10 protein-coding genes are annotated in these 13,033 nt (G+C 55.4%); 2 read left to right on the top strand and 8 right to left on the bottom strand.

Features of this window, described 5'->3' with window-relative positions; translation table 11 throughout:
• Nucleotides 1–169 precede the first annotated feature (169 nt).
• Both RJP21_RS03050 and RJP21_RS03045 read left to right on the top strand, forming a co-directional pair.
• Complete coding sequence (locus tag RJP21_RS03050) at nucleotides 170–730, top strand: PadR family transcriptional regulator (protein ID WP_310858046.1); 561 nt, start codon at nucleotides 170–172, stop codon at nucleotides 728–730.
• Nucleotides 699–1,487, top strand: coding sequence for a CPBP family intramembrane glutamic endopeptidase (locus RJP21_RS03045; protein WP_310858045.1), 789 nt, complete (start codon nucleotides 699–701; stop codon nucleotides 1,485–1,487). Before RJP21_RS03050 ends, RJP21_RS03045 begins: the two co-directional genes overlap by 32 nt.
• A gap of 102 nt (nucleotides 1,488–1,589) precedes the next feature.
• Here the strand turns inward: RJP21_RS03045 and RJP21_RS03040 are convergent, their stop codons facing one another.
• The 8 genes from RJP21_RS03040 to RJP21_RS03005 all read right to left on the bottom strand — a co-directional run bounded on the left by RJP21_RS03040 (nucleotide 1,590) and on the right by RJP21_RS03005 (nucleotide 12,921).
• The gene (locus RJP21_RS03040; RefSeq protein WP_310858044.1) at nucleotides 1,590–3,665 is read right to left on the bottom strand and encodes a beta-galactosidase; all 2,076 of its coding nucleotides are present in this window, start codon (nucleotides 3,663–3,665) and stop codon (nucleotides 1,590–1,592) included.
• A gap of 20 nt (nucleotides 3,666–3,685) precedes the next feature.
• Entirely contained in the window at nucleotides 3,686–4,726 is a 1,041-nt protein-coding gene (locus RJP21_RS03035; RefSeq protein WP_310858043.1) for a glycoside hydrolase family 53 protein, read from the bottom strand.
• Between the two features lie 12 nt (nucleotides 4,727–4,738).
• Nucleotides 4,739–5,617, bottom strand: coding sequence for a carbohydrate ABC transporter permease (locus RJP21_RS03030; protein ID WP_310858042.1), 879 nt, complete (start codon nucleotides 5,615–5,617; stop codon nucleotides 4,739–4,741).
• 18 nt (nucleotides 5,618–5,635) lie between these two features.
• Nucleotides 5,636–6,532 carry an ABC transporter permease gene (locus RJP21_RS03025; RefSeq protein WP_310858041.1) on the bottom strand — a complete coding sequence of 299 codons (897 nt, stop codon included), beginning with the start codon at nucleotides 6,530–6,532 and terminating at the stop codon, nucleotides 5,636–5,638.
• Nucleotides 6,533–6,759: 227 nt separating this feature from the next.
• Nucleotides 6,760–8,451: an extracellular solute-binding protein gene (locus tag RJP21_RS03020; RefSeq protein ID WP_310858040.1), complete on the bottom strand. Its 1,692-nt coding sequence runs from the start codon at nucleotides 8,449–8,451 to the stop codon at nucleotides 6,760–6,762.
• A gap of 104 nt (nucleotides 8,452–8,555) precedes the next feature.
• Nucleotides 8,556–10,196: a response regulator gene (locus RJP21_RS03015; RefSeq protein WP_310858039.1), complete on the bottom strand. Its 1,641-nt coding sequence runs from the start codon at nucleotides 10,194–10,196 to the stop codon at nucleotides 8,556–8,558.
• Nucleotides 10,193–11,959, bottom strand: coding sequence for a sensor histidine kinase (locus tag RJP21_RS03010; RefSeq protein ID WP_310858038.1), 1,767 nt, complete (start codon nucleotides 11,957–11,959; stop codon nucleotides 10,193–10,195). The genes RJP21_RS03015 and RJP21_RS03010 overlap by 4 nt, the downstream gene beginning before the upstream one ends.
• Nucleotides 11,960–12,486: 527 nt before the next feature.
• A complete protein-coding gene (locus RJP21_RS03005; protein ID WP_160038723.1) occupies nucleotides 12,487–12,921 on the bottom strand; it encodes a BrxA/BrxB family bacilliredoxin in 435 nt (144 codons plus the stop codon).
• Nucleotides 12,922–13,033: the final 112 nt, after the last annotated feature.

The following is a 13,033-nucleotide window of genomic DNA, read 5'->3' as shown; positions in this document are numbered from 1 at the left end:
AGTCCTATTGTAGCAGGAGACCTCCCGTGATGCGAGTCCGTGCAGGCCATATTTCCAACGGAACGGGTGCGGAAATTTTTGTAAAAAATGTCCTTGACGATGCAATTGCTCATCCGTTATATTTATATCAAATCGATACATCGAATTGATACATTAGAGGTGAACGGCATTGATCGAATACATTATTTTGGGATTATTGATGGAGGGAGACATGAGCGGGTATGAAATGAAGAAAACCATCGACCTGTCCGTCGGCATGTTTTACAAAGCAAGCTACGGCAGCCTGTATCCGGCGTTGAAGCGCATGTCCGAAAAAGAATGGGTTTCCGTCACGGAAGAAGAAGGCAGCAGCAAAAACAAAAAGATATATTCCCTTCTTCCCGAGGGACGCAGCCGCTTCATGCAATGGCTCAAAGAGCCGCTCACGCTGGACCGGAACGAATTTTTGCTGAGAGTCTTTTTCTATGATTATTTGGACGATGAAACCCGCAGGCTCCGCCTCCATGAATGCCGTTACAATTTGAACCGGGAGATCGGCCGCTTGCAGGCCGTCGAAGAGATCGTGGCCGGGGAGCTTGCGGAAATTCCCGACCCGCAGAAGCATTACTTCAGGGTTTCGGTGCTGTCGTACGGAAGGCATTTTTTTCTTATGTTAAAAGATTACGTGGATCAATTGCTTAAAGGAGAGGAATCGAGCCATGAAAACAACGGTAAAACCGGTCAACCTTAACGTCCCTTTTTCAGAAAAACGCCCCATCCTCAGCGTCGTCCTGATCGAACTGCTGCTCCTTGCAGCCATGTTCGCCGCCGGAGCCTACGCCACCGTTCAGAAGTTGAGCTACACCGCGCCCGTGCTGATCGCGTTTATACCGATTTCGATCGTCTTACTGATCGGCCTGACATGGAAAAAAAGCTGGCGTCGTTACGGCTTCCTGCCGTTAAACGCCATTCCGGGACAAAATTGGATCTACTACCTCCCGCTTGTCCTGGTGCTGGGATGCATCGCTTTGAACGGGTTTAGAACCGTTTCGGTCCGCGAGGCTCTGTTTTTCGTCCTTTTCACCCTGCTGGTCGGTTTCGTGGAGGAAACGGTGTACCGGGGCCTGATCCTGCATATTATGCTGCGCAAAAAAAGCATTGCCGCCGCTGTCATCACCTCAAGCCTGCTGTTCTCCGTCACGCATGTGCTGAACATGCTGTCGGGCCAAAGCGCCGAAGACACGGTGGTTCAGCTTGTTTACGCCCTGCTGACGGGCGCTGCCCTAGCCCTGCTCATCGTCAAGAACAAAAACATCCTTCCACTGATTTTCTATCATTTCATCCATAACCTGATCCAATTTCTCGGCCCTGACGGCCGGTCGGTTTCCGTAATGGATTATGTCGTCCTCGCGATCCTGCTTCTTCACTGCTTGTGGCTGATCCTCAGCCTCAACAAAGAAAAAGGCGCAGCCCGTATTTCGGGTTCGTTCGAACGAGTGGCGCCATAAACGAAAACTTTGGCGGCGTATTCGCCGCCGGCTTATGCCAGGCTGCCGCATCCCCATCGGGCATGCAAAAAGCGGAGCCATGGACGGCCCCGCCTTTCATCCCTAAAGCAAATTTCCCGTCTTCCTTTTCAATATCCGGACGCCGTGAACGTCCAGCTCGATTCCGCCTTGCACGGCGTCTCCGCTCAGAACGTCGGTATATGCCTCCGAGTCCAGATTGACCTGCGCCTTCCGGCCGCTGAAGTTCAGAACGAACACGTAGTCCGTGCTGCCGTCCGATCTCAGCTGCGCCGTGACCCCTTCGGGAAGCTCGGTCTCGATCGCCTTGCGAATTCCCGCTTCCCGGATCAGCCGGGCATAAAAGTCGGCATAAAACGGTTCCTTCGCCCGGGATGCCACATAATACGCTTTGCCTTCCCCGTACGCATGAACCGTCAAGGCCGGACGGCCCGCATAAAAATCGGCGCCGTATTCAGCAAGCACCTGGGCCCCTTCCGGATGGATCAAATCGCACAGGTCGTACAGCTCGTACGATCCGTTCAGCCCTAAGGCATTGCCTGTCAGGCAAACCATCGCGTTCCGCTCGCTTTCATGCAAGCCGTCGATTTCCTCGGACCAGATGCCGAGCACTTTCCGCAGCGGTCCCGGGAATCCGCCCAAGTGGCACAGGTCGCTTTCATCGACGATCCCGGACCAATACGTCGCGACAAGCGTGCCTCCTCCGGCGACAAACGCCTCCAGGGCGGCGCCGGCCTTCTCCGTGCACAGATACATCATCGGTGCCACGATCAGTTTATACCTGGAAAAATCGTCTTCGGAGCCGATGACGTCCACCGGTACGCCCATATTCCACAACGCCCGGTAGTGCTGCATCACCGTGTTTTCGTAGTCGACGCCCCGGTTCAGCGGTCCTTGCGCGTCCTTCACGGCCCAGCGGTTGTCCCAGTCGGCGATGATCGCGGTCTCCGCCGGAACGCCGGAGCCGGTCACCTCGGCGATCGTTTCCAGCAATCCGCCCAGCCCGGCCACGTCCTGAAATACGCGCGTATGCTCGTGACCGACATGGTCCACGACCGCTCCGTGAAATTTCTCGCTCGAACCGCGGCTTTTCCGCCACTGGAAATACTGCACGGTGTCCGAACCGTGCGCCACCGCCTGCAGCGACGACAACAGGTGCATGCCCGGCCGTTTCAGCTTGCTGACCGGCTGCCAGTTCGTCAGGCTCGGCGTGCTTTCCATCAGCATGAACGGCCGCCCGCCCTTCAACGAACGGAAAAGATCATGGTTGAACGAGAACCAGGCGGCAAGTTTGCCCGGCTCCTGCGTATCATGCCAGGTCGGGTATGCGTCCCAGGAGATGACGTCCAGCATGTCGGCAAACTTGCGGTAATCCAGGCCCTCGAACCAGTCCATCATGTTGGTCGTAACCGGCAAATCCGGACGGATCGCCTTGAGCGGGGCGATTTCGGCCCTGCAAAAATCCGCCGTTTGATCCGTGACGAACCGTTTCCAGTCCAAATTATGCCCGTGAACCATCTTCTCCCCGTGCGGGGCGGGAGATTCGATTTGGGACCAGTCCGTGTACGTATGGCTCCAGAACGCCGTCCACCAGGCGCGGTTCAACGCTTCAAGCGTGCCGTAGCGCTTCTTCAGCCATTCGCGGAACGCATCCTGGCAATAATCGCAGTGGCATTCTCCGCCGTATTCGTTAGAGATATGCCAGCCGACCACGGCCGGATGGTTGGCGTACCGCTCCGCCAGCTTCGTGTTGATGATGCGGGTTTTCTCCCGGTAGACCGGCGAAGTGTAGCAGTGGTTATGCCGTCCTCCATGCAAATTGCGCACGCCGTTCTCGGAAACCCGCAGCACCTCGGGATACCGCTGCGACATCCACGCCGGCCTTGCGCCGCTTGGCGTTGCAAGCCACGCGTAGATTCCGTTCGCGGCAAACCGGTCCAGCACCCGGTCCAGCCATTCGAACGTAAACGTCCCCTCTTCGGGTTCCAGAGCGGCCCAGGCAAAAATGCCGACGGCCATCACGTTGCATTTCGCCAGATTCATCAGCCGGATATCTTCCTCAAGCACTTCCGGTGCATGCTGCCATTGGTCCGGATTATAGTCGGCCCCGTGCATAAACCCGGCAATTTTCGGGCTGATGGGCGGATAGGATTTTATCATGAATAAATACCTCTTTTCTGTTATGGAATGTACAACGCGGGCAGCGGATAACCGTCGTGATCGAACAACGTGAGATTGCTCCAATTGTTCGCGTGGCCGACCGACCACTCCCTCTGCGACGGGATCCAGCACGGCTCCCAATAATAAAACCCGATCCCGCGGCCGCACTTCGTCCGGCGAATCACGTCCGCGAACTCCTTCATGTACGCCTCCTGCCCCTCCGGCGTGGCCGGATACGCGGCGGGCAATGCCTCAGCATTCTCTACGATGAGCGGAAATCCCTCCTTGGCGCAAAAGGTCCACGGATAGGCCGTTTCCACGACAATCAGATCCCGGCCGTACCGCGCCGACAGCTCGTCCAGATTGCGGCTTAGCTGTTCCAACGGGCCATGCCACCACGGGTAATAAGACAAACCGATGATGTCGTAGTCAATCCCCGCCGCTTCGATCCGGTCAAAAAACGACCGGCTTCCTTCCGGATCGCCGCCCCGGTCGATATGCAGCATGACCCGGACGGATTCGTCCGTATCCCGGACGGCAGCCACGCCGGCTTTTAACAAGCCGCAAAGCCGGGCCCACTGTCCATCGGCCGCACCAGGGTCCTCCCCGGTCCCGATCCTGCCGTCCGGCCATAACATGCCGTTCGTGATTTCATTCCCGATCTGCACCATGTCAGGCAGCGCGCCCCCCGCGCGGAGTACCGCGAGCACCTCGTACGTGTAGTCGTAAACCGCCTGCTCCAGGCCGCTGCCTTGCAGATCCGACCATGCTGCAGGTTTCCATTGGTTCGCCGGGTCGGCCCAGCGGTCCGAATAATGGAAGTCGAGCAAAAGATGCATTCCGAGCGACTTGACTCTTTTGGCCATCAAAAGGGTCCGTTCCAGATTGCAATATTCTCCGGGCGGGTCGTTCCAGATCCGCAGCCGGATCGAATGAACGCCGCCATTTCGGAGGACGCTCAGCGCATCGGCGCTTTCGTCTCCGTCATGGAACACGCCCCCTCCCTGCTCGATTTCGTCGAGAAAGGACACGTCCATGCCCTTGATCCACTTCGGTTCCATGCCCGGCCCCCCTTATTCTTTAACCGAGCCCAAAACCAGGCCCTTGACGAAATATTTCTGCAGAAACGGATAAACGAGCAGCACCGGCAGCGCACCGATGAAAATCTGGGCGGCGTTGACCGTTTTTTGCGACAGCAGCGCCACTTCCTTCGGGTCGATGCTCATCGAGCTCATGTCCTTCTGCACAATGACCGTCTGCAGAAAGGTGGCCAGCGGAAACGACTTGGAATTGTTCAGGTAGAGCAGCCCGTCGAACCAGGAATTCCAATGGAACACCATGCTGAACAAGGCGAGCGTCGCGATGGACGGAAGCGAAACCGGAAGGTAAATCGAAAAAAGCGTGCGGAAATGTCCGGCCCCGTCGATAAAAGCCGCTTCCTCCAGCTCCTTCGGGATGCCCCGGAAAAAGTTCAGCAGCAGAATCGTCAGATAGACGTTGACGGCTCCCGGCAGCACCAGCACCCAAAAGGAATTGATCAGATGAAGCTTTTGGATGACGATATAAAAAGGCACCAGCCCCCCGCTGAAAATCATCGTGAACACGAAGATCCACGAATACGCGGTTCTCGCCTTAAACACGCGCGATTCCTTGGACAGCGGATAAGCCGCCAGGAAAGCAAGCAGCAGCGTCAAGCCGGTCCCGATGACCGTCCGCTTGACGGATACCCAGATGGAATGCAAAAAGATCGGATTGTCGATCGTTTTTTTATAGGCTTCGGTCGAAAATTGAACCGGCCAGAGGCCGACCAGGTTGGCGTCCGCCGCCGACTTGGCGCTGAACGAAACCGCCAGCACATGCAGCAGCGGGATGATGCACGCGAGCGACAGGAACAGCAGCAGGATCGTGTTGAAAATCGTAAACAAGCGGTATGATGCGGTTTTATGATACATCCTTTTTATGTCCCCCTCTTAGAAAATCCGGTAGTTCGCCAGCTTATACGCCAATCGGTACGAGATCAGGATCAGGACCATCGAAATGACGGACTTGAACAATCCGATCGCCGTTCCGAGCCCCATCTCCCCGTTCAAAATCGCCGTGCGGTACACGAAGGTGTCGATGATGTCCCCTTTTTGATATACGAGCGGGTTGTACAGGTTGAAAATCTGGTCGAAGCCCGCGTTCAAAATGTTGCCGAGGGCCAGCGTGCCGACAACGACCGCGATCGGCAGCATCGACGGGATGGTAATATGCAGCGTCTGCTTCCAGCGGGACGCGCCGTCCACTTCGGCAGCCTCATAGAGGGACGGGTTGACGTTCGCCAGCGCCGCCAGAAAAACGATCGTCCCGAAGCCGAATTCCTTCCAAACGTCCGAAACGATCACGGTAAAGCGGAACCAGTTGTTGTCGCCGAGGAAAAAGATCGGCTGAATGCCGAACCAGGAGCTTAAAATCCGGTTCAGGAAGCCGCCGTCCGTGGACAGGAAGTCCAGCAAAATGCCGCCGAGGATAACCCAGGACAGAAAATGCGGCAAATAGACGAGCGTCTGGACGAAACGTTTGAAAAACGCCCTTCTCACCTCGTTGAGCAGCAGCGCGAACGTAAACGGCGCCACCAGATTCAGGACGATTTTGAACGCTGAAATGATCAGCGTGTTCCAAATAACCTCGATGCTGTCCTGCCTCGCGAACAAGGCCCGGAAGTTGTCCAGCCCGACCCATTCGGAATGGGCGAAGCCGAGCCAAGGCTTGAAATTTTGAAAGGCCATGACGATCCCCGCCATCGGCACATAGCTGAAAATAATGAGAAGCACCAGCGCCGGCAGCACCATCGCGTGCAGCGGCCAGGTTTTTTTCAAACGGTTCATGCGCGTTTTCCCCCTCATGATTGCTCTTTCTTCTTCTAGGTACCGACATTATAGCAAGGCGGCCGAAGCCGTCTGTAGCCCATAAAACCAACATAAATGGCACTATTGCAACCAGTTGCGGAACACCTTCCTTGACGGACGAACGTTGATCCGTAAGCCGGACGAATCTCCGCCAAAAATAAGAAAAACGGCATGCTTCCGCATGCCGTTCGTTTGCCCTCGCCGGTCTATTTGCCCAGCTTGGAATACCAGTCGTTCACTTCATTCGTCATTTGATCGCCGCCTGAAGCTTTCCACGTCTCGACGAACTTGTCGAACGCATCCACGCCCTGCTTGCCGTAGATGATTTCGTTAAAGGTCTGGTTTTCGATTTTGTTGAGATAATCCAGCTTGGATTTCATCGTCGCCGTCGTCGGGCCGGTGTACATGTTCGGATAGGCGATGCCTTCCTGGGACATCAGCACCTTGGCGGCCGCCGGCGTTTCGAGGCCGTAGTTGAGCTTCACTTCTTTTTCCAGGCGGGTTGCCGCTTCCTTGCCGTCCGCCAGGTTCAGGAGCGCCTTCATTTGGGCGTCCGGAATCCGCGCGCCGTCCCGCACGAGCAGATAGCGCAGGCTGTTGACGTAACCGCCCGGAATTTGGTCGTACCGCAGCGCTTTACCGCTCGCGTCGAAATCGTAGTCGTATCCTTTGAACAAGCCGTTTTCGAATACGCCGCCCGGCTTGGAATCGGCGAGATTGTCATACATGTAGTTTTGGTAAGTAAAAAACGCTTCCGGATGCTTCATGTTTTTGTTGATCAGCGTCACGCCGTTGGTAAACAGCGTACCGTGCCGCCCGGCCTTGCCGTCCGGACCGGTCGGCAAAGGAATCGGCTCCCATACCGCCGTTTTTACGTTTTTCACCGTGTCGGAGAGCGGCCAGCCGCTCATCCAGTATGGCCCCGGAATCATCCCCGCCTTGCCTGCAACCGCCGGTTCCGAGGTTTTGTTTTCGTCCCAAAGCGCGGCTTCCTTCGGAATATACCCTTTGTTGAACCATTCGTTCAGTTTCTGCAGCCCCGGCTTCATGGCCGGGTTAATTGAGCCGTACTCCAGCTTGCCGTCCTGGCCTTTGTTCCACTGCTGCGGAATGGTGCCATAGGCGCCGAAAATCCAGGAAGGGTCGCCCATCCATGTATTCATCGTCGTTTTGAACCCGATGCTGAGCGGGATGACCTCATCCGGCTTCAGGCCGTCCGGGTTATTGTTCTTGAAAGCGTCCATGACCTTTTCCAGCTCATCGATCGTTTTCGGAGCGGGCAGGCCGAGCTTGTCGAGCCAGTCCTTCCGAATCCACATCAAATAGTCGTGGTTGTATGCATAATCGAGCACCGGGATGCCCATTTTTTTGCCGTCGCGGATATACGGATTCCATACATTGGAATCTTGTTCCATCGCTTTCTTCCAGGTGTCCGACGCATACTCGTCGAACAGCGACCCCGCCTCCCGGAACATGCCCGAATCGATCAGGTCCTGCGCCAGCTGCGCGTCGCCGATCGTCACCACGTCCGGCATTTCCTGGCCGGAGGACATCGCGAGGCGAAGCTTGGTCGCAAAAGCGTTGTTCGTGTCGGTCACGGACCAAAGCGATTTGATGTCAATGCCGAGCGTATCCTTGGCCCATTTGGTGGCTACGTTGTTTTCGATCGATTCCCCGTTTTTGAACTTGAGCTCCGGATCCACGCCCCATACGGTGGTGATGGTGACCGGCGGATCGTATTTGTCTTTATAAGCGTTTTCATTTCCGGATGCGGCCGGCGGATTCTGCGCCGGATCGGCAGCCTCTCCGCCCTTGGAACCCGAACATCCGGCGAACAGCGCGCTGACCAGCACGAGGCTGGAAGCCAGCGTCAAAGCCTTTTTTGTATAAGCCTTCATGTCGCTCCCCCTTGATATATATCTTGCTACATGTTCCATTATAGAAGCGCAAGGTCCGGTGTCCCATGTCATTCTTCGAACATTTCTGCACCTTTTGCAACCTGTTACTGATCCCTGAACTCGTTCGGGTTGAGGCCGTAATGTTTTTTGAACATTTTGCTGAAATATTGCGGGTTCTGGTATCCAAGCTCCGCGGTGATCTCGTAGATTTTTTTGTTCGTTTTTTTGAGCAGGTACAGCGCCCGTTCCATTCGCATGCGGATAATATAGTCCCCCAGGCTCTCACCCGTTTCCGCCTTATAGATTTTGGACAAATAGACCGGGTGCAAAAAGACCTTGTCGGCGATCGTCTTTACGGACGTATCCTGCCCCAGATCCTTGGAGATCAGCTCCTGCACCTGATGAATGATGTAGCTCCTTGCATACCGGTCGCTCGCCGACAGCTCCGTCCGCAGCTTCTCCAGCATGGCGCCGGCCCATCCTTTCAGCTTGTCGAGCGACAGGATCATGCTTTGGTCATGCATCAGGTCAAATCCCGACTGGTCGATCTGATATGCAAACTGCCCCTGCTTGTGGGCCATGTACATAAACGCATTGGTCATCAGCAGATACACCTCGTACAGGTGCTCCCGCGAATAGTTCGTGTTCCGCAAATCTTCAAACACTTCGTCCACCTTGCTCTGCGCGGAGTCCCATTGCTTCGATTCCAGCAGGTGGATCAGCGTCGGCGGTTTGTACAGCGATTCGATGGATTGGACCGGATGGACATGCCCGGCCTGCAGATCCTCCAAATACATAACGGCTCCCGCTTCATCGCCGCCGGACATCATGATGCTGCCGAGGCCCGCCCGGTAAGCCTGGGCGATCCCGTCCGGGAACCGGAACCAGTCCGAAATAACGATCCGGATGTCGCCTTTCAAATAACGGCTCACCTGCCCGCGGAAGCTTTCGGCCAGCTCGTGCAGCCTCCTTCTTCGCTGCGCTTCGAAGTCCGGCAGCCGCTCGATGCTTTCCCGGAGAGAAGGCTGAAGCGACGCCAGCATGACAAGCCCGTCATGCGGGGCTTTGCAGGCCCAGACCGCAAAAGATTCGGCAAACACCTCTTCGGCGATATTGCCGACCGCGTACTCCATCAGCGACATGGAATGATGGTCGTAATGCGCAAATTGCTCGCCGAGCTGCATCATCAGCAGCACCGCGTGCTCGTCCACCGGAATGCGGATTTCGTATTGGGCCAGCTTGTCCGCCACCGTCCGCTGCGACCACGTCCGCCCTAACACCAGGTCATGCATCAGGCTGGCTTTCAGCACGGCGGAATCCGATTTGATCGTATAGACCAGCTTATGGTATCTCTCGGCCGCCTCCCATTCGTCCTTTAACGCTTCGATCGCGCTCGAAAGGCTCCGGATAAACTCCTCGTCGTCGACCGGCTTGAGGATATAATCGAACGCCTGCAGCCGCAGCGCCTTTTTCGCATAGTCAAAATCCGAATACCCCGTAAGCACCATGCAGCGGATATGCGGCCATTCCCGTAGAATCCGCTCGATCAATTCCAATCCGTCGGTCTCGGGCATGCGGATATCCGACACGACGATATCAATGGATTGCTCGCGGAGGACCGCCAAAGCCGCTTCCGCGGAATCGGCCTGATATACCTTCTCCACCCCGAGATCGCTCCAAGGAATCGTGGCTTTAATGCTTTCGGTAACATAGGATTCATCATCCACCAGCAGAATTTCGATCATGAACGTTCTCCCCTTTGCGTGACTGCCGGTTCTGTTTGCTGCCCGGCGGGCCAATAAAGCTCCGCTTTGACTCCGCCCAACGCGGACGGCATAAACCTGAGGCCCGCGTCTTCGCCGTAACGGATCAGCATGCGCTGCCGCACGTTCCAAAGACCGCAACCCGTCTCTTCATTCATCGGCCGGGACAAGGATCGGCGCAGTTCCTCCATTTCCGGACCGCTCATGCCTTTGCCCCCGTCCTCGACCCATATCCGCATCTCGTTTGCTCCGATTTCGCCCGCGATCCGAACGCATCCCCCGCCGGACCGGGGTTCGATGCCGTGGAGCACCGCGTTTTCCACAAGGGGCTGAACCACCAGCAGGGGCAGTTCCCAATGCCGCATCGTTTCCGGCACGTCGATCGAAAAATCAAGCTGCGGCTTGCGCATCTTCTGAATCTCCAAATAATTGCGGACGAAAGCCAGCTCCTCCGCAAGCGGGACGACCTCCCGCTCCTGCCGGGTCGTGTACCGGTAATAGCTTGACAGGTTTTGCGACATCGCCACGACCGCCTTCATGTTCCCCAGCTTCGCCATGCTCGAGATGAAGGAAAAGCAGTTGTAGAAAAAATGCGGGTTGATCTGCGACTGCAGCTGCTTCAGCCTCGCCTCCCTGGCATGAATCCGTTCCATGTACACGTTTTCGAACAGCTCCTGGATTTGCTCCACCATGGAGTTAAAGCGCTCGAACACGAATCCGAATTCGTTGTTCCCTTTGGCCTGCAGGCGGATGGAGTAATCCTCGTGCTGAAGTTTTTTGAAAGCGACGACCAGCTTTTTCACCGGAACCTGCACCTGGGCATACAGCATGTATGCCGCCAGGCACCCCAACAAAAGCGTGAGGCCTACCGAAAAGTAAAACAGGCGGTTCGATTGCTCGATCGGCGCCACGATATCCTGCAGCGGCATATAGTCGACCAGATACCAGCCCGTCGTGGCCGAAGCGGCGACATTGACCAGGTAGGTCTGCCCGTTCAGCTCGAGCGTCCGGTTCTCCGCATCCTGCAGCGGCTCCTTCTGCAGCTGGCGCAAAATCGAATCCGTCAGCGGCTTGTCGGCCGAACGGTTGTAAATGACGCCGAGACCCGGCTTGAAGTATACGGGATCCCTTCGTCCGTCGCTTTTGAATTTATCGAGCATATCCTGGATGTTGCCGCTTTCGAACTGAAGCTCAATGATCAGGTTGGCGTCCTCCGGATGATTGAACGAGGAATAAGGATAGGCCGTAAACAACGAAAACACGTAATAAGCTTCATCGCCCTGTCCCATTTTTTTCACCTGCCAGCCCGGCTTCATCCGCTTCTTGAGGTCATCGTTGTCATAGTCGTCCACATCGTTATCGGAGACCACCCTTCCAAGCGACGGCGAGAATATGTAAAGCTTCGTTTTCCAGTTCGAGGAGCTTTCCTGAATATTGAGCTTCGTCTGGATCCGTTTCACCAGGTTAATGATATCGAGGTTAAAATATTCGCTGCTTAAAAAAATGTCCTTAAACCCGAAAATGTCGGGATCCTGAATCAGCAGGTTCGGCCAAAGGGAAAACAGGTCGATGTTCGTGTTGACCTGCGTCTGAAAAAAATTCAGCTGGTTTGCGTTCGATTGGTTCAGCTCCGTCCCCAGCACTTCCGTGCTCGTCCGGTTGGAATAATAGTAAAGCCCCACGATCGGGACGAGCATCACGACGAGCAGAAGGATCATTTTGCGGAACAACGTATGTCTGGGCACGGATCAATCACACCTTACGTCAATGTTTTATCCAATGATTCGTTTGCGGAGCGCATCCCGAAATCATAAAAAGCAACCATCATTATACTGTAAACCGGCAAACTCTAGTAGAGTCCGTTAAAGAAAGGCCCCCGGTCTGAAAAAAACGCAAAAAAGAACCGCCGGCGCGTTTCGTATTGAAAGCACTTTCATTAAGTGCTAAACGGCCAGCTTTTTCCTGATTTTATTGTAATGGGCTTCCCCGGAAGGGAAAAAGGATACAACCGCAACATTTCCGCACTTTTTGCAACTTTCGGCCCGTGCCCCGCATCCCATGTCTGCGCAAAAAAGACAAGCCGCAACTGCGGCCTGTCCTAACCATAACGCTCCCATAATTTACCGTCGGGCAACTCACTTCCAAAATACAATGACGTGCGCATTCGTTCGAATCGGCATGTATTCCGGCGCCGCGAAACGCCCGCATCAAAAACGAAAGCCCCGTGATCGGCTGACGCCGATGAACCGGGGCGAATGGAACGCGCGGCCGATTAACGGCACACGCGGTCAAAAGCTTCAATTAAATCTTCGGCGATTTCTTGAGCCGAACGGTCTTCGATCTGATGGCGCTCGATGAAATGGACAAGCTCCCCATCCTTCAACAGCGCGATGGAAGGCGAAGACGGCGGATACGGCGCAAAATATTCTCTGGCCTTGGCCGTAGCTTCCTTGTCTTGTCCGGCAAACACCGTGTACAGATTGTCGGGCACCAGCTCGTTTTGCAGCGCCAGGGCTACGCCCGGACGGCATTGTCCCGCCGCGCATCCGCATACCGAGTTGACAACGACCAGCGTCGTGCCCGGCGCGTCCGGCAAATGCGTCTCCACTTCTTCCGGAGTTCTGAGCTCTTTAATGCCAAGGCTGGTCAGCTCGTCTCTCATCGGTTGAATCATATCTCTCATATATCTGTCAAAAGACATCGACATTTCTTTAATCACTCCTCGATCCGCAAAATATCAGACTGTGTTCAATACTATTATACCTTCCCAAGGTCCGAAATCAAGATAAAGCGCGGTACGGTTACCCCCAACCCCTTCT

The sequence above is a fragment of the Paenibacillus sp. VCA1 genome (assembly GCF_031583795.1).
GTDB lineage: Bacteria > Bacillota > Bacilli > Paenibacillales > Paenibacillaceae > Paenibacillus_AQ > Paenibacillus_AQ albilobatus.
Note: the sequence above shows the minus strand (reverse complement) of the source record. Positions and strands in the feature narration are given on the sequence as shown.

Excerpts from the sequence above, each read along its gene's own strand:
- RJP21_RS03020 (WP_310858040.1), bottom strand. The coding sequence starts at position 8,451 with ATGAAGGCTTATACAAAAAAGGCTTTGACGCTGGCTTCCAGCCTCGTG.
- RJP21_RS03005 (WP_160038723.1), bottom strand. The coding sequence starts at position 12,921 with ATGTCGATGTCTTTTGACAGATATATGAGAGATATGATTCAACCGATG.
- RJP21_RS03030 (WP_310858042.1), bottom strand. The coding sequence starts at position 5,617 with ATGTATCATAAAACCGCATCATACCGCTTGTTTACGATTTTCAACACG.
- RJP21_RS03015 (WP_310858039.1), bottom strand. The coding sequence starts at position 10,196 with ATGATCGAAATTCTGCTGGTGGATGATGAATCCTATGTTACCGAAAGC.
- RJP21_RS03045 (WP_310858045.1), top strand. The coding sequence starts at position 699 with ATGAAAACAACGGTAAAACCGGTCAACCTTAACGTCCCTTTTTCAGAA.
- RJP21_RS03040 (WP_310858044.1), bottom strand. The coding sequence starts at position 3,665 with ATGATAAAATCCTATCCGCCCATCAGCCCGAAAATTGCCGGGTTTATG.
- RJP21_RS03025 (WP_310858041.1), bottom strand. The coding sequence starts at position 6,532 with ATGAACCGTTTGAAAAAAACCTGGCCGCTGCACGCGATGGTGCTGCCG.
- RJP21_RS03035 (WP_310858043.1), bottom strand. The coding sequence starts at position 4,726 with ATGGAACCGAAGTGGATCAAGGGCATGGACGTGTCCTTTCTCGACGAA.